The organism is Curtobacterium sp. MCPF17_050 (assembly GCF_003224435.2).
GTDB lineage: Bacteria > Actinomycetota > Actinomycetes > Actinomycetales > Microbacteriaceae > Curtobacterium.
In genome coordinates, this window is sequence record NZ_CP126250.1 from 3,119,728 (window position 1) to 3,144,054 (window position 24,327).

Below are 24,327 nucleotides of genomic sequence, written 5' to 3' on the forward strand. Positions count from 1 at the left end.
GGCCGACCGCCGGGAGACCCGCCCCGCGTCGGCCGTGCCCCCCGCGGTCCGTCCAGCGGTCACGTCGCGCACCCGCCGGTCAGCGGAGGTCGCGGACCCAGCTCTCGACGGCGGCGGTGATCGCGCGGCCGGACTCGCGGCGGGAGACCGTCGCGGGGAGGTCGCCGGGCTGGGCGCCGTAGGCCCCGAAGGCGGCGTGGTCCGCGCCGGCGATCTCGGTCATCGTCGCGCTGGCCGGGAGCAGGTCGCGGGCGGCAGCCACGTCCTCGGGCGTCGACAGGCCGTCCCGCGAGCCGGAGACGCTGAGCACGTCGAGGTCGCTGTCCGAGCGGTCGTCCGCGCAGTAGCTGCCGAGCAGGAGGAGCCCGGCGACGTCCCGGTCCTCCGCGAGCTGGCACGCCCGCACGCCCCCGAGTGAGTGCCCGCCGACCGCCCACGTCCGGACGTCGGGCGCGTGCGCCTCGAACCGGGTGAGCGGGCGCCGGTCGAAGAACGCGAGGTTGAGCGTCGGCTTCGTGATGACGACCGTCGTGCCGTCCGCGACCACCTGCCGGAACGTCGCCATGTAGGCGTAGGGGTCGACCTTCGCACCGGGCACGAACACGATCCCGACGCCGTCCGCGATGCCCGTCGGGGTCATCACGACGGCGTCGCCCGCGTCCCGCACGGACACACGGTCGTCCCGCCAGACCGTGAGGGCGGCCGACCGGGTGCCCTGCAGGACGATGTGCGCCCAGACGAGGAACACCAGCACGAGCACGAGCAGGACGGCGAGGACCCACGAGACGATCCGGAGGAGCCGTCGCCTCCGGGTCGGACCTCGGCGGTCGGAGCGGGGAGCGGTGCTCATAGCCCGACCGTACCGAGGGCACCCGTGCTGCCGCTGCCGGGCCGGATCAGCGCGGGGACCGCCGGGTGCCCGGGGCGTCAGTCGTCGGTGTCGACGGTGTTCGTGACGACCTTCCCGCTGCCGGCGTCGATGCGGATGCTGTGGGTCGTGCCGGAGCCGTCGAGGACGTCGCCCTCCCAGACCACCGTGCCGGCGTGGTCGTCGAGGCCGAGCTCGGTGACCGTGCCGCGGACGGTCTTCGTCAGGGTCGACGCCGCCTGGGCGACCGACAGGTCCGCGGCGCCGACGAACCGCTCGTTCTCCGCGACGTCGTCCGCATCGGCGGTCTCCTCGGTCGGACCGGCGGTGGTGCGCTCACCGTCGGCGTCGACGTGGACCTCCTGCTCGGCACCGTCGGAGGTGACGACGATGACCTCCCACGAGGTCCCGCCGGCCTCCTGCTCGACCGAGGTCACCGTCCCGGAGCCGACGGCCTTGCGCGCCGTGGCCGCCGCGGCGACGAGGGCGTCCTCCCCGGGCGCGGCGGCGGCGTCGGTGGTCGTGTCGTCGTCGCCGGTCGCGCCCTCGGTGGCGGAGACGGACGGGGCGGAGGCCGCCGGGGCTGCGACGTCGTCGCGGTCGTCGTCGTCGGTGGCGCACCCGGCGAGCGCCAGCGCTCCGACGAGCGGGAGGGCGGTGACGAGGGCGATGCGGCGGGCGGTGGTCTTCTTCGTGGTCTGCATGGTGTCAGCCTGCCGAGCGGGCACTGAAGCAGACCTGAAGCGACCTGGGGCGACGCCGCACCAGCCGGCGACCGGGCACCGGGCGCGACTCAGTCCCGCAGGAGTGGCAGCCGCACGGTGAACCGCGCTCCCCCGTCGGGCGCGGCCGACACCGCGACGGACCCGCCGTGCCCGCGGACCACGGCGTCGACGATCGCGAGTCCCAGCCCGGAGCCCCCGGCGTCCCGCGCCCGGCCCTCGTCGAGCCGCACGAACCGCTCGAACACGCGCGTCCGGTCGCCCTCGGGGATCCCGCGCCCGTCGTCGTCCACGGTGAGCACCGCATCGCCCGCGACGCTCCCGAGCGCGACGGTCACCGCCCGGTCCGCGTGTCGGACGGCGTTGTCCACGAGGTTCCGCACGACCCGTCCGAGCAGCCGGTCGTCGCCGCGGACCCGGGCCGGTGCGACCCCGGACACGTCGACGTGCACGGTCGCCCGCGGCCGTGACGCCTCCGCGAACACGAGGTCGTCGAGATCGACGGCACGGTCCCGGTCACGTCCGCGTTCGTCCAGGCGGGTGAGCAGGAGCAGCGACTCGACGAGCTCCTGCAGACGGGCTCCCTCGTCGAGCACGACGTCGGCCAGGTCAGCGGTGTCGGTGACCTCGGGGTGCGCCCGTGCGACCTCGGCGTGCTGGCGGATCGTCGCGAGCGGGGAGCGGAGTTCGTGCGAGGCGTCGGAGACGAACCGCCGCTGCGCCTGCTGGGACGCCTCGAGCCGGCCGAGCATGCGGTTCATGGTCACGGCGAGCCGGTCGACCTCGTCCCCGGAGCCCGGTTCGTCGACCCGGGCGTGCAGGTTCGTCCCCTCGACGTCGTCGACCTCGCGGCGCATGCGGTCGACCGGACGGAGCGAACGGCCGACGACGAACCAGGTCACGAGTGACATGAGCGCCACGACGACCGGGACGGCGACGACCAGCAGCACGGTCACCGTCTGCACGGCGGCGTCGGCGTCCTCGAGCGGGGCGCCGACGACGAGGACGCCGCCGGTGCCGTCCGGCAGGTCGACGTCGTCGGCGACGAGCAGCCACCGTTCACCGTCGTGCCGGTACCGGGACTCCTCGGCGGTGCCGAGCGGCCGGCCGGGGCTGTCCTCCGCCCGGGCCAGCACGCGGCCGTCGTCGTCCTGCAGCTGCGCGAGCACGTCGTCGTCCTCCGCCGTCACCGCACCGGCTCCGTCCGCCTCCACCCGGGTGGCGAGGCCGTCGAGCGTCTGCTCCGCCGACGACCGGACGCCGTCGGACAGCGAGGTCCGCAGGACCCCGACGAACGCGACCGCCCCGATCACGAGGGCGACGAGGACGACGAGGGCCGCGCCTCCCGTCGCACGCGCGCGGATGGAACGGGGGCGACGGGACGGACGCGACCGGTCAGCCACCGTCGGCGGCGAGACGGTACCCGGCCCCGCGGACGGTCTCGATCGCCGACCGGCCGAAGGGCCGGTCGACCGTGCGGCGGAGGTGCCCGACGTAGACCTCGACGATGTTCGGGTCCCCCGTGAAGTCGTCGTCCCAGACGTTCGCGATGACGTCCCGCTTCGACAACACCTGCCCGGGGTGGCGCATGAGGTACTCGAGGACGGTGAACTCCCGGCTCGTCAGGTCGAGCAACGTCTCGCCGCGCCAGACACGACGCTCCGCCGGGTCGAGCCGCAGGTCGCCGGCCTGGAGGACCGTGGGACGTTCCCGGGATCCGCGCCGGACGAGCGCACGGAGGCGTGCGACGAGCACCGGGAACGAGAACGGCTTCGTCACGTAGTCGTCGGCGCCGGCGTCGAGGGCGTCGACCTGGTCCCACTCGCCGTCCTTCGCGGTCAGCATGAGCACCGGGGTCCAGTCCTGCTCGGCGCGGAGGGTCTCGCAGACCTTCCAGCCGCTCATGCCCGGCATCATCAGGTCGAGGACGATGGCGTCGTACGGGTTCTCGCGGGCGTACCAGAGCCCGTCGACCCCGTCGTGGGCGACGTCGACGGCGAACCCCTCGGCCTGCAGGCCCTTCCGGATGCCGTCGGCGAGCCGCACCTCGTCGTCGACCACCAGCACGCGCATCGTCCGAGCATGGCGGCGCGGCCTGAACCGGCGCTGAAGCCGGGCCGCGCCGGGGTCTCTCGGACACTCACCAGACAGCCCGCATCAGCGGTTGAGCGACCACGTCTGCATGCCCTGCATGACGAGCGCGACCCCTACCGTCATGCCGACGGCGCTGAGTGCCATGGCGACGGCCGGGCTCCACCGCGCCCGACGTCGACGGGACGACCAGGCGGCGGTCGCGAACAGGACGAGCATCACCGGCAGGGTCGTCAGCTGGAGCATGCCCCACAGCCCGTGGATGTGCTCGAGCTGGTCGGGGGAGGTACCGGCGACGGCGGCCGGCATCAGGCCGCCGAGCGGGACGTCCCGTGTTGCGGCCACTGGGCGACGAGGCACAGTCCCGCGATCCACAGCACGACGCCGATGCTGGTCAGGACTGCCAGGAGACGGGCACCCTCTCGTGACGGGCGCGGTACCCGCTCGGCGATCTCCCGCTGCGCTCTGGACGGCCGAGCCGTCCAGCGTTCCCAGTCGTCGTCCTGCCCCCACGCGTCCCACCCTGAAGTCATGCCCTCACGCTAGGGAGCAGGGCGAGGCGGTGACATCGGCCGAACGGCGGTGCCCGGTCATCCGAGCGGGTGAGCCGGCCACGACCAGCCGGCTGCTGCGACGCCCCCGTCTCCCCGTGACGCCCTGTCCACCTCGAGACGCCGCCGGACACCGCGGCGTCTCGCCAGCACCGCGGCGTCTCGGAGGAGGAACGGCGTCTCGGAGGAGGAACGGCGTCTCGGGGAACGCAACGTGGCGGCACCGCGCAACGGGATCCCGGTGCGTGGTGTCGCCCACGTGACGTGTTGCGAGGGGACTACGCGGCGTCGATCGCGGCGCGGATCTCGGCGGCGGCAGCGCCGACGTCCGAGGCGCTGTAGATCGCGCTGCCGGCCACGGCCACGCGAGCGCCGGCGGCCTTGACGGAGGCGACGGACGACGCCTTCACGCCACCGGCGATCGAGAACGGCACACCCGAGGCCTTGCCCTCGTCGAGGAGCGTGTCGAAGGTGAAGCCCTCCTCGGCCTGCTCGTCGAGGCCGGCGTGCACCTCGACGAACTCGACGCCGAGCGCGGTCACCTCGCGGGCACGAGCGGCCTTGTCGGGCACGCCGATCAGGTCGACGACGATGCCCTTGCCGTGCTTCTCCGCGGCGGCGACCGCACCGACGATCGTGCTGTCCCCGGCGACGCCGAGCACGGTGACGAGGTCGGCCCCGGCCTGGAACGCCATGTCGGCCTCGAGCTCGCCGGCGTCCATCGTCTTGAGGTCGGCGAACACGATCTTGTCCGGGTGCGCCTCCTTCATCGCGGTGATCGCGGCGACGCCGGCGCTCTTCACGAGCGGGGTGCCGAGCTCGAGGATGTCGACGTGCGGGGCTGCCTGGGCGGCGAGCTCGAGCGCGGTCTCGGTGGACAGGGTGTCGATGGCGAACTGCAGCTGCATGCTGGTGCTTCCTTCTTCCGTGGGGGTCATTCGAGGTTGGCGTGCCGCGGCCAGAGGTCGTCGGCGGAGTGTCCGCTGCGCTGCCAGAGCGCGTGGAACAGCGCGTCGCCGAGCAGGACGACGCCCTGCTCGAACAGGCTGCCCGCGTACTGCGCCGATGCGGTGCCGGAGCGGTCGGTCTTCGTCGCGGCCGGCAGGACGAGGGTGACCTCGGCCAGCTCGGAGAGCGCCGACGAGGCCGTGGTCGACACGGCGACCACCTGCGCGCCGACGTCCACCGCGGTCCGTGCGGCCTGCACGATGCTGCCGGTGGTGCCCGAGCCGCTCGCGGTGAGCAGGACGTCGCCCGACTCGATCGCGGGGGTCGTCACCTCGCCGACGACGTGGACGTCGAGCCCGAGGTGCATGAGGCGCATCGCGGTCATGCGCAGCGCGAGCCCGGACCGTCCGGCACCGTGCACGAAGACGCGCTCGGCGCCGTCGAGCAGGTCGAGGGCGCGTGCAGCGGGCTCCGGGTCGCTCTCCCCGACCGCGTCGACGAGGTCGTCGAGTTCGTGGCTGACGAGGTCGAGCGCGGCGGTGAGGGTCTGTTCGGACATGTCCCGAGCCTGCGCCTGACGGGAGTGGTGCGCCGCTACCCGACACGGCGGGCTTCCCGTCCGAACGGGTGGGTCGGGTCGTCGCGCAGAGCAGGGCGGGTAGGTTCGGGCTCGTGGACGACGAGACGGACCCGGAGACCGGCCGGGAGGCGCGCACCGCCCCCGACGACCAGGTGACGTCCGTCGGGGGGCCGGGCCAGGCCTCCCGTCCGGCGCTCCCCGCACCCGCCGGTGGTGCCGTCGCCCACGCCAGCCGCGCGGAGGCCGCGGAGCACGCCCGCGTCGTCGCGGACCTGACCGACCGGCACTCGCTCACCCTCGAGTCGGTGCTCGCGGTCCTGCGCTCCCCCCGCGTCGGCGACGCCGCGGCCCGTGCGGAGGCGGTCGAGGTCGCGTCCGCAGCCCTCGTCGACCTGCGGACGTCGAGCGACCGCCAGCGGGAGGTCCTGCTCGAGCCGGTGACGGGGGCGTTCTCGCGCCTGCGCGCCGACCTGCGTCCGCTCGTCCGGTTCGGTGACCTCGACGTGCAGTTCGTCGAACCGCCCGCGACGGGCCGCGCGCTCCCCGGCGGCGTCGCGCACGCTGCCCGGGCGATCGTCCGGAACGCGGTGCTCACCCTCGTCGACGAGGGCAACGCGAACCGGGTCCGCATCCAGTGGGACTGCGACGGGCGCAACCTGCTCATGCAGTTACGGGACGACGGTGCCGGGACGCACGACGTGCAGGACGACGCGATGCGGCCGATCGCCGAGCGCGTCGGGGTCCTCGACGGACGGATGCACGTCGACTCGACGCCGGGCTGGGGGTCCGTGCTCGACATCACGATCCCGCTCGACCCCGCCCCCGGATCGGTGCCGAGCCCGGACGAAGCCGACCTGACACCCCGCGAGGCCGAGGTCCTGCGGCTCGTCGCGACGGGGGTCGGCAACCGTGAGATCGCGGACGGCCTCGGCATCTCCGTCAACACGGCGAAGTACCACGTGGCGAACCTGCTCCGGAAGCTCGGGGCACGGACCCGGGCGGAGCTCGCGGCGCACGTGCACGCCAGCTGAGGCGGGAACATCCGGGCGGCGGCGTCCTACCGACGGCGCGGTGGCGTCCTGCCGACGGCTCTGGCACGATCGGACCGAGGGAGGCGCGATGAACCCGCGTGTGCTGTTCCAGGACGTCAAGCCGGTCGACGTCGTCGCCTCCCTCGACGACCTCCACGGTCCGGCAACCGGTCCGCTCGTGCTCCCGCTGGAGGTCTACTGGGGCCCGGAACCGCTGGTCGACCTGGCATCCACCTCGGACGTCGCCAAGGCGTACCAAGCGGTCCTCCGCGAAGGCGACACCAGAGCCCAGGCTGCCCTGCTCGATCGGGAGCTGCTCGTCCGGACATGGCCGGATCTCCTGCTGCCGAACCGCGTCCGCGCAGCGTGGGAGGCGCGGTTCCCGGAGTTGACGGCATGACCGACCTCCGCGCTGCCCAGCGGGAGGCCACCGCGCTCGTCCTGAGGACGGTCGGCGGACAGGGCTTCGTGCTCGCCGGCTCCGGCGCGATCCGCGAACACGGTCTCGTCGACCGGTCGACCCGCGACATCGACCTGTTCACCGACCGGTACGACCGCGAGTTGTTCCGTACCGCAGTCGAGGACGCGGTCGGCGTCCTCTCCGGACACGGGTACCGGGTGGACGTCCGACGGCACGACGAGCTGTTCGCGCAGCTCCTGGTGACGTCCGCGCAGGGTGACCGTGTGGAGATGGACCTCGGGTACGACTGGCGCGGCCATGCCCCGGCGGATCTCCCGATCGGGCCGGTGCTGGCCGCGGACGACGCCGTCGCCTCCAAGCTCGACGCGCTCTACGGCCGCCTCGAGGTGCGCGACTTCATCGACGTCGACGCGATCCGGGCCTCCGGCCGGTGGACGGACGCCGATCTCCTGCGTCTCGTCGCTGAGCGGGACGACGGGTACGACCCCGTCGTCTTCGCACAGCAGCTCCGCCTCGTGACCCGCGTCGCGGACGACCGGTTCGCCGAGTACGGCGTCGCTCCGCCGGAGGTCGCCGCCCTCCGGCAGCGCGCGCTCGCCTGGGCGGGCGAGTTGGAGGACGAGACCGGGGGTCAGCCCGCCGGCGCGAACCGGTAGCCCATCCCCGACTCCGTCACGAGGTACCGCGGGTGCGACGGCTCCGGCTCGAGCTTCCGCCGCAGCTGCGCCATGTACAGCCGCAGGTACCCGGAGTCGGTGCCGTGCGTCGGACCCCACACCTCGGTGAGGAGCATCTCCCGCGTCAGCAGTCGGTCGGGGTTCGTCACGAGGACCTCGAGCAACCGCCACTCGGTCGGGGTGAGCCGGATCGCCGGACCGTCGGGAGCGGTGACCTGCTTCGCGACGAGGTCCACCACGAGGTCGCCGACCCGGATCGTCGGGGCCGCCTCCCCGCCCGCGGGAGCCCGCCGCCGACCGAGCGCCCGGAGCCTGGCGAGGAGCTCGTCCATCTCGAACGGCTTCGTCACGTAGTCGTCGGCACCGGCGTCGAGCGCGTCGACCTTGTCGCCCGAGTCCGTCCGCCCGGACAGCACGAGCACGGGCACCTGCGACCACCCGCGGATCCCCTCGAGCACCCCGATGCCGTCGAGCCGCGGCATGCCGAGGTCGAGCATGACGATGTCCGGCCGCTCGGTGATGACGGCGTCGATGGCCGCCCGACCGTCCCGGGCCGTGACGACCTCGTACCCGCGGGCCCCGAGCGTCACGGCGAGCGCCCGCACGAGCTGCGCGTCGTCGTCGGCGATCAGCACCTTCATCGTCCCACCACTCCCAGGTGTCCGGCGATCGGCAACCGCACCACGACGGTGAGCCCGCCGCCCGGGGTGTCGTCGACCTCGATCGTGCCGCCCATGCCCTCGGTGAACCCGCGCGCGAGCGCCAGTCCGAGTCCGAGCCCGGTCTCGTTGTCGGTGTCGCCGAGGCGCTGGAACGGCTGGAACACGTCCTCGCGCCGGTCCTCGGGGATGCCCGGGCCGCGGTCGGCGACCCGGAGTTCGACCCCGCCGGCGAAGGCGCTCGCCGCGATCCGGACGCGCTCGCCGTCGGGTGAGTAGCGGACGGCGTTGGCGAGCAGGTTCACGACGACGCGCTGCAGCAGCACGGGGTCGGCGAGCACCGGCGGGAGCTCGGCGGGCAGGTCGAGGTCGACGTCCTCCGGCCCGAGCTCGAGTTCGTCGAGCGCGGGGGCGACGACCGTGTCGAGCGAGGTCGGGACCGGGGACGCGGCCAGTACCCCGGCCTGCACACGGCTGACGTCGAGCAGGTCGCCCAACAGCACCGCCAGCTGACGGAGGCTCTCGTCGGCGGTGGCGAGCAGGGCCTCCCGGTCGGCTTCGCGCAACCGCACGTCCCGCGCCCGGAGGGACTGCACGGCCGCGGACGCGGCGGCGATCGGTCGCCGCACGTCGTGGCTGACGGCCGCCAGGATCGCGCTCCGCACCCGGTCGACCGCGGTGATCCGCTCCGCGTCGACGGCGGTGCGGGTCAGCGCGCGGTGCTCGAGGGCGGCGTCGAGCTGCTGCTCGACGACCCGCAGCAGCCGGCGCTGGGTGGGGTCGTCAGGCGCACCGGCGAACTCCAGGACGGCGCCGGACGGGAGGCTCGTGGTCGCGTCCGGTGCGTCCCCGAACGTCCCCGACGTCGCCGGCACCTCGTCGCCCTGGCGGACCCGGACCCCAGCGAAGCCGAACGCCTCGCGGGTCCGGTCGACGAGGGCCTGGAGGGCGTCGTCGCCGCGGAGGACGCTCCCGGCGATCCCGACGAGGAGCCCGGACTCGGCGGCCGCGCGGCGGGCGGTGCGGGAGCGTCGGGCGGAGCGGTCGACCACGAAGCTGACGAGCACGGCGCTGACGACGTACATGACGAGGGCGACCAGGTGCCAGGGCTGTTGCACGGTGACCTGGTGCAGGGGTTGCACGAAGAAGAAGTCGAGACTCAACCCGGAGAGCACGGCGGCGAACACCGCAGGGAGCATGCCGCCGATGAGCGCCACCACGAGCACGAGCAGCTGGTAGGCCAGGACGTCGACCGTGATGGAGTCGGGGTCGTCGGTCAGGCTGAGCAGCCAGGTCAGCAGCGGCCCGGCGACCAGCGCGAGCACGAACGCGGCGACCACCCGGCTGCGGGACAGGCTCCCGCCGAGCTTCGGCAGCGCGAACCCGCCGCCGGCGCGCTCGTGCGTCACGACGTGCACGTCGATGTCGCCGGACTCGCGGATGACCGTGCTGCCGATGCCCGGGCCGGTGAGTGCGGCGGCGAGACGGCTGCGACGACTGATGCCCATGACGATCTGCGTCGCGTCGATCGAGCGGGCGAACCGGACGAGGGTCGTCGGCACGTCGTCGCCGACGACCTGGTGGTAGGTGCCGCCGAGCTGTTCGAGCAGGGCGCGCTGCGTGCCGAGCGCGCCGGGGTGCCGCTCGCGGAGGCCGTCGTTCGTCGTGACGTGCACGGCCGCGAGCTCGCCGCCGGCGGACCGGGCCGCGATGCGGGCGCCGCGACGGAGCAGGGTCTCGCCCTCCGGGCCTCCCGTCAGGGCGACGAGGACGCGCTCCCGCGTCTCCCACCGGTTCGCGATGCCGTGTTCGGCGCGGTACCGCTTGAGGGCGTCGTCGACCTCGTCGGCGAGCCAGAGCAGCGCGATCTCGCGGAGGGCGGTGAGGTTGCCCAGCCGGAAGTAGTTCGACAGTGCGGCGTCGACGCGGGCGGCCGGGTACACGAGCCCGTCGGACAGGCGGTCGCGCAGGGCCTGCGGGGAGAGGTCGACGACCTCGATCTGGTCGGCGGCGCGGACGACGGCGTCGGGGACGGTCTCGCGCTGGACGGTGCCGGTGATCTCGCGGACGACGTCGCCGAGGGACTGCATGTGCTGCACGTTCACCGTCGAGATGACGTCGATGCCCGCGGCCCGGAGCGCCTCGACGTCCTGCCAGCGCTTCTCGTGCGGGCTGCCCGGGGCGTTCGTGTGGGCGAGCTCGTCGACGAGGGCGACCTCGGGGCGACGGGCGAGCACGGCGTCGAGGTCCATGTCGTCGAGCGCGACCCCGCGGTGCTCGACCGTCCGGCGCGGGACGACCTCGAGCCCGTCGACGAGCGCGGCGGTGGCGGCGCGGCCGTGGGTCTCGACGACGGCGACGACCACGTCCCGCCCGTGGTCGGCCATCCGACGCCCCTCTTCGAGCATCGTGTAGGTCTTGCCGACGCCGGGGGCCGCACCGAGCAGCACCCGCAGCTTGCCTCGCTTCACGTGCTCATCCTCTCCTGCTCGGTGCCCGGCGCGGACCGGATCTGCACGTCGTCGTCCAGCTCGAACCGCAGTCACACGCGGTTCGGACGGGTCCCGGTTGTACGAGTCCGGTCCACACCGGGGTCAGTGCGCCCGCGCCAGGGCCAGATTCAGCTCGAGGACGTTCACCGCGGGGGCGCCGAGCACGCCGAGCTGGCGGCCGTCGGTGTGCTCGGCGACCAGGGCACGCACCCGGGCCTCGGACAGCCCGCGGGCGGCGGCGACACGGGACACCTGCTGCTCCGCGTACGCCGGGCTGATGTCCGGGTCGAGGCCGGAGCCCGACGCGGTCACGGCGTCCGCGGGCACCTGCGATGCGGGCACGCCGTCGGCCTCCGCGATCGCGGCTCGGCGCTCCTCGACGGCCTTCGTCAGGTCGGGGTTGGACGGGCCCAGGTTGGACCCGGACGACGCACCGGCGTCGTACCCCTCCTCCCCCGCGGCGGAAGGACGGGACTGGAACCAGCGGTCCGCGTCCTTCCCGGCGAAGGACTGGCCGATGAGGGAGGAACCGACGACCGTGCCGGACGAGTCGGTGACCATCGAGCCGTTCGCCTGGTCGGAGAAGGCGGCCTGGCCGACGCCCCACACCGCGAGCGGGTAGGCGACGCCGAGGACGACGGTGGCGAGCACGGTGAGGCGGACGGCCACGCCGGCGGAGCGGGAGAACGAACGAGTGGAAGTCATGACGAGAACCCCGGGATGAGACCGACCACGAGGTCGATCAGCTTGATGCCGATGAAGGGGACGACCACGCCGCCGAGCCCGTAGACGAGCAGGTTGCGGCCGAGGATCGACGACGCCGACGCTGCGCGGTACTTCACGCCACGCAGGGACAGCGGGATGAGTGCGACGATGACGAGCGCGTTGAAGACGATCGCCGACAGGATCGCCGACGCGGGGCTGTGCAGCCCCATGACGTTGAGGACGCCGAGGCCCGGGAACGTCGCCTGGAACATCGCCGGGATGATGGCGAAGTACTTCGCGATGTCGTTGGCGATGGAGAACGTGGTCAGGGCACCGCGGGTGATGAGGAGCTGCTTGCCGATCCGGACGACGTCGATGAGCTTGGTCGGGTCCGAGTCGAGGTCGACCATGTTGCCGGCCTCCTTCGCCGCGGTCGTCCCGGTGTTCATCGCGACGCCGACGTCCGCCTGGGCCAGCGCCGGGGCGTCGTTCGTGCCGTCACCGGTCATCGCGACGAGGTTGCCGCCCTCCTGCTCCCGCTTGATGAGCGCGAGCTTGTCCTCCGGCGTGGCCTCGGCGAGGAAGTCGTCGACGCCGGCCTCGGCGGCGATCGCCTTCGCGGTGCGCGGGTTGTCGCCCGTGATCATCACGGTGCGGATGCCCATGCTGCGGAGTTCGGTGAAGCGCTCGGCGAGGCCGTCCTTGACGACGTCCTTGAGGTGCACGACACCGAGCAGCGCGACCCGGCCCGACGGGTCCTTCCGGGCGACGACGAGCGGGGTCCCACCCTGGTCGGAGACCTCGGCGACGGTCGCGTCGACCGACGCCGTGACGGCGGGGTCGCTCGTGTCCGCCCACGCGAGCACCGCTGCCGCGGCGCCCTTGCGGACCTCGGTGCCGTCCGGCAGGTCGACGCCCGACATGCGCGTCTGTGCGGTGAACGGCACCTCGACGGCGCCGGCCGGGAGGCCCTGCACGGCCCCGGCGGTCAGCGCCAGGTCCACGATCGAGCGGCCCTCGGGCGTCCCGTCCGCAGCGCTGGACAGCGCGGCCGCGGCGGTGAGGTCGGCCTCGGTCACCCCGGGCACCGGCACGAACCGGGAGGCCCGGCGGTTGCCGTACGTGATCGTGCCGGTCTTGTCGAGGAGCAGCGTGGTGATGTCACCGGCTGCCTCGACCGCGCGGCCCGACATCGCGAGGACGTTGCGCTGCACGAGCCGGTCCATGCCGGCGATGCCGATCGCCGAGAGCAGCGCACCGATGGTGGTCGGGATGAGGCAGACGAGCAGGGCGATGAGCACCGTGATGCTGACCGTCGAGCCGACGAGCCCGGCGATCGGCTGCAGCGTGAGGCAGACGATCACGAACACGATCGACAGCGACGCGAGCAGGATGTTCAGCGCGATCTCGTTCGGCGTCTTCTGGCGGGCGGCACCCTCGACGAGCCGGATCATCCGGTCGATGAAGGTCTCGCCCGGGGTGGACGTGATGCGCACCACGATCCGGTCGGACAGCACGCGGGTGCCGCCCGTGACGGCGCTGCGGTCGCCACCGGACTCGCGGATCACCGGTGCGGACTCGCCCGTCACGGCGGACTCGTCGACCGAGGCGATGCCGTCGACGACGTCGCCGTCTCCGGGGATGACCTCCCCGGCGACCACGACGACGAGGTCGCCCTTCGCCAGGTCGACCGACGCCACGTCCTCGGTGGACGCCGACAGTGCGGCCGGGTCGGCCGGGGAGTACCCGACGATGCGCCGGGCGGTGGTCGTCGAGCGGGTCTTCCGCAGGGTGTCGGCCTGGGCCTTGCCCCGGCCCTCGGCGACGGACTCCGCCAGGTTGGCGAACAGGACGGTCAGCCACAGCCAGACGGCGATGACGAGGGTGAAGGAGGACGGGACGGGCGCGCCGGAGTCGGCCGTGCCTCCCGTCCGGCTGAACGGCTCAACGACGGCGGTGACCGTCGTCAGGGCGGCGCCCACCTCGACGAGGAACATGACCGGGTTCTTCCACATGAGCCGGGGGTCCAGCTTGCGGAACGCGCCCGGGAGGCCCGCCACCAGTTGGCGGGGCCCGAACGCCGACGGGCGTCGGCCCGGTTCGGGGGTCGTGTGCTGCTCCGTCTCGGGAGTCAGGGTGGTCATCAGGACAGTCCTTCTGCGAGCGGCCCCAGTGCGAGCACCGGGAAGTAGGTGAGTGCGGTGACGATGACGGCGACGCCGCCGAGGAGCGCGATGAACAGCGGCCGGTGCGTCGGCAACGTGCCGACGGTCGCGGGCACCGTGTCCTGCGCGGCGAGCGACCCGGCGAGCGCCAGGACGAACACCATCGGCACGAAGCGGCCGAGCAGCATCGCGACACCGAGCGCGGAGTTCATCCACGTCGTGTTCGCGGTGAGACCGCCGAAGGCCGAGCCGTTGTTGTTGCCGGCGCTGGTGAACGCGTAGAGCAGTTCGGACAGGCCGTGGTTGCCCGGGTTGAAGAGGCTCGTGCCGAGCACCTGCTCCCGGACGCCCGGGATCACCAGGGACAGCGCCGTGCCGAGCAGCACCACGGTCGGGGTGACCAGGATGTACAGCGCCGCGAAGGTCATCTCCTTGGCGCGGATCTTCTTGCCGAGGTACTCCGGCGTGCGGCCGACGAGCAGCCCGCCGATGAACACCGTGATCACGGCGAGCACGAGCATGCCGTACAGGCCCGAGCCGACGCCGCCGGGGGTGACCTCGCCGAGCATCATGTTGACGAGCGCCATCATGCCGCCGAGCGGGGTGAAGCTGTCGTGCATGGCGTTCACGGCGCCCGTGGACGTCGAGGTCGTCGCCGTCCCGAAGAGCGTCGAGCCGAGGATGCCGAAGCGGACCTCCTTGCCCTCCATCGCGGCACCCGCGGCGTGCGTCGCGGCACCGCCACCGGCGAGCTCCGCGATCGACATCGCCGAGAGCGACACCAGGAAGATCGCACCCATCACGGTGACGATCGCGGTGCCCTGACGGGTGTCGCCGACCATCCTCCCGAAGGCGCGCGGAAGCGAGAACGGGATGACGAGCATGAGGAACACCTCGAACAGGTTGGTCCACGCCTGCGGGTTCTCGAACGGGTGCGCCGAGTTCGCGTTGAAGTAGCCGCCACCGTTGGTGCCGAGCATCTTGATCGCCTCCTGCGAGGCGACGAACCCGTCCGGGACGTGCTGCGTCCCGCCGGCGAGCGTCGCGACGTCCGTGCCGGCGCCCCAGGACTGGATGACACCGCCCGCGACGAGCACGAGGGCGGAGACGAAGGCCAGCGGCAGGAGCAGCCGGCCGGTGCCACGGACGACGTCGACCCAGACGTTGCCGATCGTGCCCTGGCGGCGACGGGCGAACCCGCGGACGAGTGCGACGGCGACGGCGAGCCCGACCGCTGCCGACAGGAAGTTCTGCACCGCGAGCCCGGCCATCTGCACGGAGTACCCGACGGTGACCTCGGGCGAGTACGACTGCCAGTTCGTGTTCGCGACGAACGAGGCCGCCGTGTTGAACGCGAGTGCGGGGCCCACGGCGGGCAGGCCGAGGTCGCCCGGCAACACCACCTGGATGCGCTGGAGCAGGTAGACGAGCAACAGCCCGACGACGCTGAAGAGCAGCACGCCGCGGAGGTAGGCGGGCCAGGACTGCTCGGCGTCGGGGTCGACGCCGATCACGCGGTACACGAGTCGCTCGACACGGCCGTGCCGGGGGCTCGTGAAGACGCGGGCCATCCAGTCGCCGACGGGACGGTGCACGAGGACGAGCAGCAGGACGAGGACGGCGACCTGGGCGATGCCCGCCCAGGTCTGCGCGGCGCCCATCAGAACTTCTCGGGGCGCACGAGCGCCCAGACGAGGTACACGACAGCGGCGATGCCGAGGACGGCAGCGGCGATGGTGATGCCGATCACAGCCGCTCCACCCCCTTGGCGATCAGTGTCACGACGCCGAAGACGGCGAGGACACCGGCGACGACGAAGACGTCGAACACGTGGGACTCCTGGAGATCGAGGTGCCCGCGGCAGGTGCCGTGGACCGCACCGGTGGTGGTGCGGTACCGATGCTGTGCCCGGTGCTGTGCCTCCCGGCCCGTCCTAACGGTTCCCTGACGGATGCGTGTGCGACGCATGCGCGCCACTAACAGGCAGCTCCGACCCGGCGTCGGCGTCGGGAGGTCTGCTACTCTCGGGTCATCACGATCGGCCCGCTCGCCTCACGGCTCGGGCCGATTTTCTCGTCCTGCTGTCAGGGCCTCTTCGGCACCGGGACGGTCCGAACTGGTCCTCGACCCGCGGGAGTGATGTGCAGTACGAGAAGCCGTGGTTGCCGATCGACGCCCAGATCGAGAAGCTCCGTGCCCGCGGGGTGGTCGTCGATGACGACGCGCTCGCCGCAGACGTCCTGCGAGAGGTCGGGTACTACCGGCTGACCGGGTACCTCCACCCGTTCCGGGAGTCCAGCCCCGTCGTTGACCACACCGGCCGGGCCCGGCTCGTCGTCCTCGATCAGTACCGCAGCGGAACCCGTCTCGAGCATGCCGTCGACCTCCTCGAGTTCGACCGCTGCCTGCGGTCGCTCGTCATCGAGGGCGTGGACCGGATCGAGGTGGCGCTGCGCGCACAGGTCGGCCATGTGTTCGGGCGGCGGTCTCCGTTCGCGCACGAAGACCCGGCCTCGTTCACGCCAGCGTTCACCGCACCGGACGACCGGAGCACCACGGGTAGCCGTCACGGCGATTGGCTCGAACGGGTCCGTGCCCGTCAGGATGCGTCCGACGAGGCCTTCGTCGTGCACTTCCGGACCGTGTACGACGACCGGATGCCGATCTGGGCGCTGACGGAGATCCTCGAACTCGGCCACCTGGCTCGACTGTTCAGCGGCGCGCAGAACGACCTCGCCACCGAGATCGCACGGGCGTTCGGTGTCCCGACGAAGCGACTGCTGGTGAGCTGGCTCGCTTCGGTCAACTACGTCCGCAACGTCGCCGCGCACCACGCGCGACTGTTCAACCGCAAGCTGGTCAACGCCCCACGACGTCCACGCGGAGACGACGTCCCGCTCCTCGCGCACCTGTCGGCGACCGACGCCCCGAAGAGCTTCGGTGTCTACAGCATCCTCGCCGTCATGGCGTACCTCCTCCGGTCGGTACCCTCCGACGTCGACTGGGCGGAGCGGGTCGCAGCGCTGCTCGCGCGCTTCCCCGAGAACCCGCATGTGGACCTCCGCTCCATGGGTGCGCTGCCGACCTGGCTCGCATGCCTTCTGTGGACGCCCGGGAGGGTGAGCGGGGACAGCGCCGGGCGCGGCAGCGGTCGTCGGTGACCTCCGCGGACCGGTCACGAAGCGGACGCCGGGTCCGCATCCGCCGAGGCGCGCAGCTGATCGGCGAGCGCCGTCGTCGCCGTTCGGAGTTGCTCCGGACCGACCACCGTGAACGGCACGGTGAACCCGGCGAACCGGGCCGCGAGCGCCGGCCACGACCACGACCCCGTCGTCAGCCGACAGGTGCCGTCGTCGAGGTCCTCGAGCACGGCGTCGTCGTCGACGTACGGTGCGACTCCGCTCGCCGGGACGTGGAGGACGGCGGTGCCGGTGCACGGCCAGCCACGTCCGAGGAGATCAGCGGTCCCCTCCGCCCCGCGGAACCGGGCCGCGACGAACGCCGCCGGGTCACCGCCCGGCACCGGCCGGGGTGTGAACGCCAGACCGCTCGGCGCCCGGGGCTGCATCCGGTCGATGCGGTACGTGCGCCAGTCGTCCGCATCGGGCGACCAGGCGAGGAGGTACCAGCGACCCGACCGCGCGACGACGGCGTGCGGCTCGACGCGGCGCGTCGGCCCGTCGTCCGTACCGACGCCGGGCCAGGCGGACGTGTACCCGAAGCGGAGGACGTGGGCGGAGCGGACGGCGTCGCTCACGGCGACCAGGACCGCGGGGTCCACGACGGTGCTCTCCGGCGCGGTCGCGACCTCGACCGCGTCGATCCGGTGGCGGAGCCGCGACGGCATCACCTGGCGCACGGTCGCGAGGGCCCGCGCTGCGGCGTCGGCGATGTCCGCGCCGGACGCCGGTGCGACGGCGAGTGCCAGGGCGACGGCGACCGCCTGGTCGTCGTCGAACAGGAGCGGTGGCAACTCCGAGCCCGCCGCCAACCGGTAGCCACCGGTCGGGCCACGGAGCGACGTGATCCGGTAGCCGAGCTCCCGCAGGCGGTCGACGTCGCGGCGCACGGTCCTCGGGCTGACGTCGAGCCGCTCGGCCAGCACGTCACCGGCCCAGTCGCGCCGGACCTGCAGCAGCGACAGCAGGGTGAGCATGCGAGACGACGGTCCGGACATGGTGCGAGTCTGCCGGAGGATGCGGACACGATCTGACCGCATCACCGGGGAGGCTCGTCAGCAGCGCGGCCGGAGCGGTCGCCACCAGCACGAGGAGTCGTCATGACGTTCACCACCACCCCGCACCTCAACTTCGACGGCCGGGCCCAGGAGGCCCTGGCGTTCTACGCGGCCGCCTTCGGGACCGAGGCCTCGGTCGCCACGTACGGGCAGACGGGCGCATCGGAGGACCCGGCGTGGGCCGACCGGGTCGTCTTCGGTCAGGTCGAGCTCCCCGGGGGCGCCCGGGTCATGGCGTTCGACGTCTGGCCGGGACAGCCCTACGACCAGGGCCAGAACGCCTCATACGTGTACCTGATCGCCACGGACGAGGCCGAGCTCCGCGCCGCGTGGGACGGGCTCGCCGTGGGCGCCGAGGTCCGGCAGCCGCTGGGCCCGTCGGCGTGGTCGCCCCTGGCCGGGCAGCTCCGCGACGAGTTCGGGGTCGTGTGGGCGTTCGACATGCCGCAGCAGCAGTCCTGATCCGCCTGGACCGGGCGTGCCACGAGCGCGCCCGGCCCGGTCAGCCGACCGGCACCCAGGTGCTCACGGTCACGGCGGCGGTCACGGTCGTCGGCGCGAAGACCGTGTCGGCCGCGACGTGGTGGTGACTCGGCCCCATGTGCACCACGTCGTGCGCGTCCTCGGCGGACAGGTCCATCGTCCACGTCAGGTCCTCGCTCGACCGGAGCGCGAACGCCGGCGTGAGGGATCCGTGCAGGCGCCGCTCCTTCTCGGGGTCGACGCTGATCGTCGCCTCGGCGAGTTCCGCGAGGTGCCCGGCCCGTGGCGTCACGACGGCCAACACCCCGGCGGGGTGCAGCACCCGGGCGTACTCCCGCTGGTTGCGCGGTGCGAAGACGTCCAGCACGACGGCCGCGGCGTCGTCGACGACCGGGAGGCGCTCGGTCACGTCCCCGACGACGGCACCGGCGCGCGCGTGGACGCGCGCCGCACGTCGGATCGCGACGGCCGACAGGTCCAGGGCGACCCCGAGCCTCCCGTCCGGTCCTGCCGGTCCGTCCTCCTCCGCCGGACGCGCGGCGTCGAGCGTGTGCGCGAGGTAGGTGCCGGGGCCGGACCCGACGTCGAGGACGATGCCGGGAGCGGTCGCGCTGACGGTGACGGCGGCGAGCGCACGTTCCACGGGCGCGTAGTGCCCGCGCCCGAGGAACCGCAGACGCGCGTCCACCATCTCCGGGGTGTCCGCGGTCAGCGTCCGGCGCTTGGCGGGCAGGAGCGTCAGGTGTCCCTGCTTCGCCTCGTCGTACCGGTGTCCGTCCGCGCACCCGGCCTGTCCGCTCCCGGTGCGCGCGAGCGGCTCGGTGCACACGGGACACGCGAGCACGGGGAGGAGGTCGTCGCGCACCGGTCCAGGGTACGGGGAGGGCGGTAGGTTGCCGGCATGGCCGTCACCCACGAAGCGACCCTCACCCCCGGCAAACTCGACGCGATCAGCGCCTGGCTGCCCCGCCAGCCGTGGAGCGGGGTCGGCACCCGTACCGCGGTCGAGCAGGTCGGCCGGTTCCGGTTCGACGACCCCGACGGTGAGGTCGGGGTGGAGACCTACCTCGTCCGCGCCGGGGACGGGCCCGTGCTGCACGTGCCGCTGACCTACCGCGGTGCTCCGCTCGCCGGCGCCGACCCCTTCCTGGTCACCGAGATGGAGCACTCCGTCCTCGGGCACCGCTGGGTGTACGACGCCGTGGGCGACCCCGTGTACGCCGACGTGCTGCGCCGTGCGATCGCGACCGGCGGCCACGAGGCGGACCTGCAGCGGGCCTCCGGGAACGGCACCGTCGAGAAGGAGGGACGGGCGTCGGGCAGCGGTGCCGACGCGGAGTCCCCCACGGTGACCGAGGTCACGGTGCACACCGAGGGGACGACCACGACGATCACGACCGGGCAGGGCGCCGTCGCGGTCCTCCGGGTGCTCGGAGGACCGATCCCGGCCGGAGCGACGCTCACCGCCGGCTGGGGTGTCGACCGCTCCGCGGTGGTCGCCGTCCTGCTCGCGTAGCCGAGGCGGGTACGGCCAGGGCCTCGCACGCACGGGTGGCGGCTGGCAGGATCGGTCCGGTGAAGACACTGGAGTTGCCACAGACGGACCTCACCGCTTCCGACGTCGTCGTCGGACTGATGCGGATCAACGACATGAGCGACGAGGACATCCGCTCGCTGTACGCCGCGTCGCGCGACGCGGGCGTGACGATGTTCGACCACGCGGCCGTGTACGGCGGCTGGCACGGCTGCGAGGAGCGCTTCGGTGGCGCGGTCACGCTGTCCGCGGCCGAGCGCAGCGAGATCCAGCTGCAGACCAAGGTCGGCATCCGGCCGACCGCGAACGGCGCGTACTTCGACTTCTCGTACGAGCACATCATGTCCTCGGTCGAGGAGTCGCTGACCGCCCTGCGCACCGACTTCATCGACGTGCTGCTCCTGCACCGCCCGGACGCGCTGGTCGAGCCCGACGAGGTCGCGAAGGCGTTCGACGAGTTGCACGCCGCCGGCAAGGTGCACCACTTCGGCGTCTCGAACCACACCCCGGGTCAGACCGAGTTGCTGAAGAAGTCCGTGCGGCAGCCGCTCGCGTTCAACCAGGTGCAGCTGAGCATCACGCACGCGAACGTCATCACGCAGGGCCTCGTCGCGAACATGGCCGGCCTCGACCAGTCGATCGACCGGGACAACGACATCCTCAACCACGCCCGCCTGAACGACGTCACGCTGCAGGCCTGGTCGCCGTTCCAGAAGGGCTTCTTCGACGGCGTCTTCCTGGGCGACCGCGAGCACCACGCCGAGCTCAACGACGTGCTCGAGGAGATCGCCTCGGCGCACGGCGTCACCCCGACCGGGATCGCGGTGGCGTGGATCACCCGGCACCCCGCGCACTTCCAGGTGGTGCTCGGGACGACGAACCCGCAGCGCGTCGGCGACTCCGCCGCCGGCTCGGACGTCGAGCTCAGCCGCGAGGAGTGGTACCGCGTCCTGACGGCGGCAGGCCACACCGTCCCCTGACGCAGGAGGCCTGACGCCTGACCTCCGGGCCTCCTCCCACCGGGAGGGCCACGTCCCACCGGGCCCCGACCTGTCGCCTCAGCGCGTCGGGTCGGGGTCCTCGTCGTGGTCCCGCAGCGTCGGCGCCGCGGTCGGGTCGGTCGTCCCCCCGGACACGACCTCGATCCGGAACCCGAACGCAGCCGGGTCCTCGTCGAGCTCGAGCCCGTCGCCGCTGACCTGGTCTTCGGGGATGGCGCGACCCTTCGACGGGTCGAACGCGCTGCTCATCGACATCCGACGAGCATGCCCGGCGTCCCCGGGAGTCGCCGCAACGTCGGCTGGCTAGGAGCCGAGGTCCTCGGGGTGCAGGCGGTCGCCGGGTTCGGGCGTGCGGAAGACGGGCCCGCCGCCGGCCTCGTCCTCGTCGTCGTGTCGGACCGGGGAGTCACCGGGGTTCCCGATCGCCTCGGCTCCGGACACGTCGGCTCCCGACGGCTCGGACCCGGAGGACTCGGGCCCGCCGGAGGCCCCGCGGGCTTCCTCGACCTCGAGTTCGTCCTGGTCGGAACCGTCCACGGGGACGTCGCTGCCCTGCTGCATGGGATCGAACGGTGCACTCATCGACATGGGTCGAGTGTGCTCCTCACAGGTGGACAGCGCGTCCGGACTGTCCGTCGGGCGTCAGCCCCGGCCGGGAGCGTCGCCGGACTTGCCGGGCCCGCCGCCGGGGCCACCACCCGGTCCACCGTTCCCGGTGCCCTTGCCCGGGTTCGCGGGGACCTCCTGCGAGGTCGTGTCGACGCCCGTGTCCAGGGGCTCCTCGACCGGCAGACTCGTCTCGACGCTGGGCTCCGGGACCGACGAGGGCAGTTCCTCGGCCGGCTCGCTCGGCTGTTCCTCCGCGGGCTCGCTCGGCTGCTGCTCGGCCGGCTCGCTCGGCTGCTGCTCGGCGGGCTCGCTCGGCTGCTGCTCCGCGGGCTCGCTCGGCTGCTCCTCGGCCGGCTCGCTCGACTGGTCCTCGGTGGGCTGCTGTTCGGCGGGCTCGCTGGACTGGGTGGGAGCCGGCGTCCCGTCGTCCCGGCCGAGGGCGAGCGCTGCGACCAGCACCCCGGCGACCAGGAGCACGGCGAGGACGATCACCGGCAGCACCCAGCGCTTCCGCTCGCGCTCCTCGGGCGCACTCCCCGACGGGCCGGCCGGGACGGCAGCGGTACCCGTCCGTCCACCCGCACCGCCGGCGGCACCGGCACCGGCCGCACCCGGCGTCCCGAGCACCGTGGTCGCGACGTCGTCGTCAGCGCTGCGTGCGGACTGCGTCGGCAGGCGGCGGGTCGCCGTGTCCGCATCGGAGGCTCCGCTCACCGGCATCGCACGGGTCGCGGCGTCCGCCGACGCGGCTCCCGCTCCGGCCGCGGCGGCCGCCCCGACCGCCCCGCCAGCGGCAGCCGCCTTCGTGAGCGCCCCCGGGCCTCCCGGCAGGAGCTGGGTGGCGGGCGCGACGTCGTCGCGGCCGAGTGCCCGGAGCCGCGCCGCCGCTTCCGCGGCGGACGGACGGTCCTCCGGGTGCTGCGCGGTCATGACGTGCAGGAGCGTCCGCCACGCCGTCGGCAGGTGTTGGTCGATCTCCGGAGCCCGCGCGAGTCGGGCGGTGGCTGCCTCGACGGCGCTGCCGGGGAAGGCCTGCTTGCCGGTCAGGGCCTCGAGGAGCATGAGCCCGAGCGCGTACACGTCGGCCTCGCCGGTCACCGGCTGACCGAGGACCTGCTCCGGGGCCAGGTAGGCGGCCGTGCCGATCACGGTGCCGGTGCCCGTGACCCGGGCGGCGTCGCGGAGGAGCGCGATGCCGAAGTCGGCGAGCTTGACGTGCTCGCCGTCCTGCTCGAGCAGGACGTTCGCGGGCTTGACGTCCCGGTGCACGATGCCCTGCGCGTGCACGGCGGCGAGGCCCTCCGCGACCTGCGCCCCGACGCGGGCGGTCGTGACGGTGTCGAGCGGTCCCTCGCGCAACCGCGTGGCGAGGTCACTGCCCGGGACGAGCTCCATGACGAGGAACGAGTCGCCGTCGGCGGTGTCGAGAGCCGCGTCGAACAGCGTCACGAGGTTCGAGCTGCGGAGCCCGGCGAGCACGTGGATCTCGGCCTCCGCGCGAGCCCGCTCGCCGTGGTCGACCGGTCCGATCCGGAAGAGCTTGACCGCGACCTCGCGTCCGAGCTGCTCGTCGACGGCGCGGTACACCGACGCCATCCCGCCGTGTCCGAGGGTCCCGGTCACCCGGTACCTGCCACCGATCAGCCGTTCTTCCATGCAGGGGAACCTACCGGGCTCAGCTGGCGAGCACGCGCAGCCGGGTCAGGACGGGGTGGGCTCCGCTCCCCGGTGCAGCGCCGTCAGGTAGAGCCGGTGCGCGGTGATCACCACCGCGAGCCAGGCGAGGCCGAGCGCCCACGCCGCCAGGACGTCCGTCGTCCAGTGGTGCCCGAGGAACACCCGCGAGACGCCGACCGACAGGACGAACAGCGTGCCCGCGACGATCGTCCAGACCCGGGTCACGACGCGGCTCTGGCGGAGGAGCAGCAGGTACACGATGGTGCCGACGATGACGGTGGAGTTGAGGGTGTGCCCGGACGGGAACGACGGCGAGTGCTCGTACGGCGGGACGGCGTCGGACAGGGGCGGACGGCTGCGACCGATCAGGTCCTTGCCGGCGATGGTCATCGCGAGCGACCCGGCGCTGGCGGCGACGAGCAGGACGAGCGGCGTCCACGCGCGGCGCTGGACCGTGAACCCGATCAGGAAGAGCACGGCGACGATCGGCATCCCGATGGTCCCGGCGATGTCGGTCCACCACGTGACGCCCTGGTCGAGCACGGGCGAGCGGAGCGTCAGCATCCAGTCGAGCACGGGGCGGTCGAGCACGGCGACGTCGTCGGCCTCGCGCACGGCGTCGTAGACCTCGGACGCGGCCCAGGTCGCGGTCGTCGCGATGCCGATCCCGACGAGCAGCGTCAACACGAGCAACGGGAGGGCGCCGTACCGTCGACCGAGGGCGGCCCACCCGTCCGCGACCGACCGGCCGGCGCGGGTCCGCCAGCGGGTGAGGTCGACGTCGCCGACGGTCCGGTCGGCGCGCTCGCGGTCGGCGCCGCCGATCACGGGGGTCCGACCGGAGGGGGTGTCGTGCTGTTCCATCCGACCAGCCTG

At 73.2% G+C, this 24,327-nt stretch carries 28 protein-coding genes; 7 read left to right on the forward strand and 21 right to left on the reverse strand.

The window, feature by feature from the left end:
* Positions 1-79: 79 nt before the first annotated feature.
* From DEJ34_RS14860 to hxlB, 8 genes are all read right to left on the reverse strand, one after another.
* Positions 80-850, reverse strand: a complete 771-nt coding sequence (locus DEJ34_RS14860; RefSeq protein ID WP_110910556.1) for an alpha/beta hydrolase — start codon at positions 848-850, stop codon at positions 80-82.
* A gap of 77 nt (positions 851-927) precedes the next feature.
* Positions 928-1,572 carry a PepSY domain-containing protein gene (locus tag DEJ34_RS14865; protein ID WP_110910557.1) on the reverse strand — a complete coding sequence of 215 codons (645 nt, stop codon included), beginning with the start codon at positions 1,570-1,572 and terminating at the stop codon, positions 928-930.
* An 89-nt stretch (positions 1,573-1,661) separates the two neighbouring features.
* The gene (locus tag DEJ34_RS14870) at positions 1,662-2,993 is read right to left on the reverse strand and encodes a sensor histidine kinase (RefSeq protein ID WP_258368150.1); all 1,332 of its coding nucleotides are present in this window, start codon (positions 2,991-2,993) and stop codon (positions 1,662-1,664) included.
* Positions 2,986-3,663 carry a response regulator transcription factor gene (locus tag DEJ34_RS14875; RefSeq protein WP_110824311.1) on the reverse strand — a complete coding sequence of 226 codons (678 nt, stop codon included), beginning with the start codon at positions 3,661-3,663 and terminating at the stop codon, positions 2,986-2,988. Before DEJ34_RS14875 ends, DEJ34_RS14870 begins: the two co-directional genes overlap by 8 nt.
* Positions 3,664-3,747: 84 nt before the next feature.
* Positions 3,748-4,026: a DUF998 domain-containing protein gene (locus tag DEJ34_RS14880; RefSeq protein WP_110910558.1), complete on the reverse strand. Its 279-nt coding sequence runs from the start codon at positions 4,024-4,026 to the stop codon at positions 3,748-3,750.
* Positions 3,990-4,214 carry a hypothetical protein gene (locus DEJ34_RS14885; protein WP_181422169.1) on the reverse strand — a complete coding sequence of 75 codons (225 nt, stop codon included), beginning with the start codon at positions 4,212-4,214 and terminating at the stop codon, positions 3,990-3,992. Before DEJ34_RS14885 ends, DEJ34_RS14880 begins: the two co-directional genes overlap by 37 nt.
* A 296-nt stretch (positions 4,215-4,510) precedes the next feature.
* On the reverse strand, positions 4,511-5,140 hold the full coding sequence (gene hxlA / locus DEJ34_RS14890; RefSeq protein WP_110824313.1) for a 3-hexulose-6-phosphate synthase: 630 nt from the start codon (positions 5,138-5,140) through the stop codon (positions 4,511-4,513).
* Positions 5,141-5,166: 26 nt separating this feature from the next.
* Positions 5,167-5,739 (reverse strand): 6-phospho-3-hexuloisomerase, encoded by a 573-nt coding sequence (gene hxlB, locus DEJ34_RS14895; RefSeq protein ID WP_110910559.1) that lies wholly within the window; start codon positions 5,737-5,739, stop codon positions 5,167-5,169.
* A 113-nt stretch (positions 5,740-5,852) separates the two neighbouring features.
* Between hxlB and DEJ34_RS14900 the strand changes: the two genes are divergently transcribed.
* The 3 genes from DEJ34_RS14900 to DEJ34_RS14910 all read left to right on the forward strand — a co-directional run bounded on the left by DEJ34_RS14900 (position 5,853) and on the right by DEJ34_RS14910 (position 7,868).
* Positions 5,853-6,791: a LuxR C-terminal-related transcriptional regulator gene (locus tag DEJ34_RS14900; protein ID WP_258368151.1), complete on the forward strand. Its 939-nt coding sequence runs from the start codon at positions 5,853-5,855 to the stop codon at positions 6,789-6,791.
* Between the two features lie 88 nt (positions 6,792-6,879).
* A complete protein-coding gene (locus DEJ34_RS14905) occupies positions 6,880-7,191 on the forward strand; it encodes a transcriptional regulator (RefSeq protein ID WP_146236858.1) in 312 nt (103 codons plus the stop codon).
* The gene (locus tag DEJ34_RS14910; RefSeq protein WP_181422170.1) at positions 7,188-7,868 is read left to right on the forward strand and encodes a nucleotidyl transferase AbiEii/AbiGii toxin family protein; all 681 of its coding nucleotides are present in this window, start codon (positions 7,188-7,190) and stop codon (positions 7,866-7,868) included. Before DEJ34_RS14905 ends, DEJ34_RS14910 begins: the two co-directional genes overlap by 4 nt.
* Here DEJ34_RS14910 and DEJ34_RS14915 read toward each other — a convergent pair.
* The 7 genes from DEJ34_RS14915 to DEJ34_RS14945 all read right to left on the reverse strand — a co-directional run bounded on the left by DEJ34_RS14915 (position 7,844) and on the right by DEJ34_RS14945 (position 15,878).
* The gene (locus DEJ34_RS14915) at positions 7,844-8,530 is read right to left on the reverse strand and encodes a response regulator (RefSeq protein ID WP_110889327.1); all 687 of its coding nucleotides are present in this window, start codon (positions 8,528-8,530) and stop codon (positions 7,844-7,846) included. The two genes, DEJ34_RS14910 and DEJ34_RS14915, sit on opposite strands and share 25 nt — an antisense overlap.
* Positions 8,527-11,019: an ATP-binding protein gene (locus DEJ34_RS14920; protein ID WP_110900364.1), complete on the reverse strand. Its 2,493-nt coding sequence runs from the start codon at positions 11,017-11,019 to the stop codon at positions 8,527-8,529. Before DEJ34_RS14920 ends, DEJ34_RS14915 begins: the two co-directional genes overlap by 4 nt.
* Positions 11,020-11,142: 123 nt before the next feature.
* The gene (gene kdpC, locus DEJ34_RS14925) at positions 11,143-11,745 is read right to left on the reverse strand and encodes a potassium-transporting ATPase subunit KdpC (protein ID WP_110900363.1); all 603 of its coding nucleotides are present in this window, start codon (positions 11,743-11,745) and stop codon (positions 11,143-11,145) included.
* A complete protein-coding gene (gene kdpB / locus DEJ34_RS14930; RefSeq protein WP_110910561.1) occupies positions 11,742-13,889 on the reverse strand; it encodes a potassium-transporting ATPase subunit KdpB in 2,148 nt (715 codons plus the stop codon). The genes kdpC and kdpB overlap by 4 nt, the downstream gene beginning before the upstream one ends.
* Positions 13,889-15,571: a potassium-transporting ATPase subunit KdpA gene (gene kdpA, locus DEJ34_RS14935; RefSeq protein ID WP_110910562.1), complete on the reverse strand. Its 1,683-nt coding sequence runs from the start codon at positions 15,569-15,571 to the stop codon at positions 13,889-13,891. Before kdpA ends, kdpB begins: the two co-directional genes overlap by 1 nt.
* On the reverse strand, positions 15,571-15,660 hold the full coding sequence (locus DEJ34_RS14940) for a potassium-transporting ATPase subunit F (RefSeq protein ID WP_110910563.1): 90 nt from the start codon (positions 15,658-15,660) through the stop codon (positions 15,571-15,573). The genes kdpA and DEJ34_RS14940 overlap by 1 nt, the downstream gene beginning before the upstream one ends.
* Positions 15,657-15,878, reverse strand: coding sequence for a hypothetical protein (locus DEJ34_RS14945; RefSeq protein WP_146236859.1), 222 nt, complete (start codon positions 15,876-15,878; stop codon positions 15,657-15,659). Before DEJ34_RS14945 ends, DEJ34_RS14940 begins: the two co-directional genes overlap by 4 nt.
* Before the next feature lie 173 nt (positions 15,879-16,051).
* Between DEJ34_RS14945 and DEJ34_RS14950 the strand changes: the two genes are divergently transcribed.
* The gene (locus tag DEJ34_RS14950; protein WP_110910564.1) at positions 16,052-17,071 is read left to right on the forward strand and encodes an Abi family protein; all 1,020 of its coding nucleotides are present in this window, start codon (positions 16,052-16,054) and stop codon (positions 17,069-17,071) included.
* Positions 17,072-17,085: 14 nt separating this feature from the next.
* On the opposite strand, the gene DEJ34_RS14955 is transcribed toward DEJ34_RS14950, so the two are convergent.
* Complete coding sequence (locus tag DEJ34_RS14955; protein ID WP_110910565.1) at positions 17,086-18,087, reverse strand: WYL domain-containing transcriptional regulator; 1,002 nt, start codon at positions 18,085-18,087, stop codon at positions 17,086-17,088.
* Positions 18,088-18,189: 102 nt separating this feature from the next.
* Here DEJ34_RS14955 and DEJ34_RS14960 point away from each other — a divergent pair, with 102 nt between their 5' ends.
* The gene (locus DEJ34_RS14960; protein WP_110824323.1) at positions 18,190-18,609 is read left to right on the forward strand and encodes a VOC family protein; all 420 of its coding nucleotides are present in this window, start codon (positions 18,190-18,192) and stop codon (positions 18,607-18,609) included.
* A 40-nt stretch (positions 18,610-18,649) separates the two neighbouring features.
* Here DEJ34_RS14960 and DEJ34_RS14965 read toward each other — a convergent pair whose 3' ends face one another.
* Positions 18,650-19,495, reverse strand: coding sequence for a putative RNA methyltransferase (locus tag DEJ34_RS14965; protein ID WP_110910566.1), 846 nt, complete (start codon positions 19,493-19,495; stop codon positions 18,650-18,652).
* Positions 19,496-19,531: 36 nt separating this feature from the next.
* On the opposite strand from DEJ34_RS14965, the gene DEJ34_RS14970 reads away from it, so the two are divergent.
* Both DEJ34_RS14970 and DEJ34_RS14975 read left to right on the forward strand, forming a co-directional pair.
* Positions 19,532-20,146 carry a CG0192-related protein gene (locus DEJ34_RS14970; RefSeq protein WP_110910567.1) on the forward strand — a complete coding sequence of 205 codons (615 nt, stop codon included), beginning with the start codon at positions 19,532-19,534 and terminating at the stop codon, positions 20,144-20,146.
* Positions 20,147-20,205: 59 nt separating this feature from the next.
* Positions 20,206-21,144, forward strand: a complete 939-nt coding sequence (locus DEJ34_RS14975; protein ID WP_110910568.1) for an aldo/keto reductase — start codon at positions 20,206-20,208, stop codon at positions 21,142-21,144.
* A gap of 78 nt (positions 21,145-21,222) precedes the next feature.
* Here the strand turns inward: DEJ34_RS14975 and DEJ34_RS14980 are convergent, their stop codons facing one another.
* The 4 genes from DEJ34_RS14980 to DEJ34_RS14995 are packed head-to-tail and all read right to left on the reverse strand — an operon-like array spanning position 21,223 to position 24,315.
* Entirely contained in the window at positions 21,223-21,420 is a 198-nt protein-coding gene (locus tag DEJ34_RS14980) for a hypothetical protein (protein WP_110824327.1), read from the reverse strand.
* Positions 21,421-21,468: 48 nt separating this feature from the next.
* Positions 21,469-21,753, reverse strand: coding sequence for a hypothetical protein (locus tag DEJ34_RS14985; protein WP_110910569.1), 285 nt, complete (start codon positions 21,751-21,753; stop codon positions 21,469-21,471).
* A 54-nt stretch (positions 21,754-21,807) separates the two neighbouring features.
* Positions 21,808-23,430, reverse strand: coding sequence for a serine/threonine-protein kinase (locus tag DEJ34_RS14990; RefSeq protein ID WP_110910570.1), 1,623 nt, complete (start codon positions 23,428-23,430; stop codon positions 21,808-21,810).
* A gap of 45 nt (positions 23,431-23,475) precedes the next feature.
* A complete protein-coding gene (locus DEJ34_RS14995; protein WP_110824330.1) occupies positions 23,476-24,315 on the reverse strand; it encodes a phosphatase PAP2 family protein in 840 nt (279 codons plus the stop codon).
* Positions 24,316-24,327: the final 12 nt, after the last annotated feature.

Bases quoted from the DNA above. Each gene is read 5' to 3' on its own strand.
- DEJ34_RS14905 (WP_146236858.1), top strand. From the start codon at position 6,880: ATGAACCCGCGTGTGCTGTTCCAGGACGTCAAGCCGGTCGACGTCGTC.
- DEJ34_RS14885 (WP_181422169.1), bottom strand. From the start codon at position 4,214: ATGACTTCAGGGTGGGACGCGTGGGGGCAGGACGACGACTGGGAACGC.
- DEJ34_RS14945 (WP_146236859.1), bottom strand. From the start codon at position 15,878: ATGCGTCGCACACGCATCCGTCAGGGAACCGTTAGGACGGGCCGGGAG.
- DEJ34_RS14995 (WP_110824330.1), bottom strand. From the start codon at position 24,315: ATGGAACAGCACGACACCCCCTCCGGTCGGACCCCCGTGATCGGCGGC.
- DEJ34_RS14865 (WP_110910557.1), bottom strand. From the start codon at position 1,572: ATGCAGACCACGAAGAAGACCACCGCCCGCCGCATCGCCCTCGTCACC.
- DEJ34_RS14860 (WP_110910556.1), bottom strand. From the start codon at position 850: ATGAGCACCGCTCCCCGCTCCGACCGCCGAGGTCCGACCCGGAGGCGA.
- DEJ34_RS14970 (WP_110910567.1), top strand. From the start codon at position 19,532: ATGGCCGTCACCCACGAAGCGACCCTCACCCCCGGCAAACTCGACGCG.
- kdpB (WP_110910561.1), bottom strand. From the start codon at position 13,889: ATGACCACCCTGACTCCCGAGACGGAGCAGCACACGACCCCCGAACCG.
- DEJ34_RS14955 (WP_110910565.1), bottom strand. From the start codon at position 18,087: ATGTCCGGACCGTCGTCTCGCATGCTCACCCTGCTGTCGCTGCTGCAG.
- DEJ34_RS14990 (WP_110910570.1), bottom strand. From the start codon at position 23,430: ATGGAAGAACGGCTGATCGGTGGCAGGTACCGGGTGACCGGGACCCTC.
- DEJ34_RS14915 (WP_110889327.1), bottom strand. From the start codon at position 8,530: ATGAAGGTGCTGATCGCCGACGACGACGCGCAGCTCGTGCGGGCGCTC.
- DEJ34_RS14985 (WP_110910569.1), bottom strand. From the start codon at position 21,753: ATGTCGATGAGTGCACCGTTCGATCCCATGCAGCAGGGCAGCGACGTC.
- hxlB (WP_110910559.1), bottom strand. From the start codon at position 5,739: ATGTCCGAACAGACCCTCACCGCCGCGCTCGACCTCGTCAGCCACGAA.
- DEJ34_RS14980 (WP_110824327.1), bottom strand. From the start codon at position 21,420: ATGTCGATGAGCAGCGCGTTCGACCCGTCGAAGGGTCGCGCCATCCCC.
- DEJ34_RS14910 (WP_181422170.1), top strand. From the start codon at position 7,188: ATGACCGACCTCCGCGCTGCCCAGCGGGAGGCCACCGCGCTCGTCCTG.
- kdpC (WP_110900363.1), bottom strand. From the start codon at position 11,745: ATGACTTCCACTCGTTCGTTCTCCCGCTCCGCCGGCGTGGCCGTCCGC.
- kdpA (WP_110910562.1), bottom strand. From the start codon at position 15,571: ATGGGCGCCGCGCAGACCTGGGCGGGCATCGCCCAGGTCGCCGTCCTC.
- DEJ34_RS14875 (WP_110824311.1), bottom strand. From the start codon at position 3,663: ATGCGCGTGCTGGTGGTCGACGACGAGGTGCGGCTCGCCGACGGCATC.
- DEJ34_RS14960 (WP_110824323.1), top strand. From the start codon at position 18,190: ATGACGTTCACCACCACCCCGCACCTCAACTTCGACGGCCGGGCCCAG.
- hxlA (WP_110824313.1), bottom strand. From the start codon at position 5,140: ATGCAGCTGCAGTTCGCCATCGACACCCTGTCCACCGAGACCGCGCTC.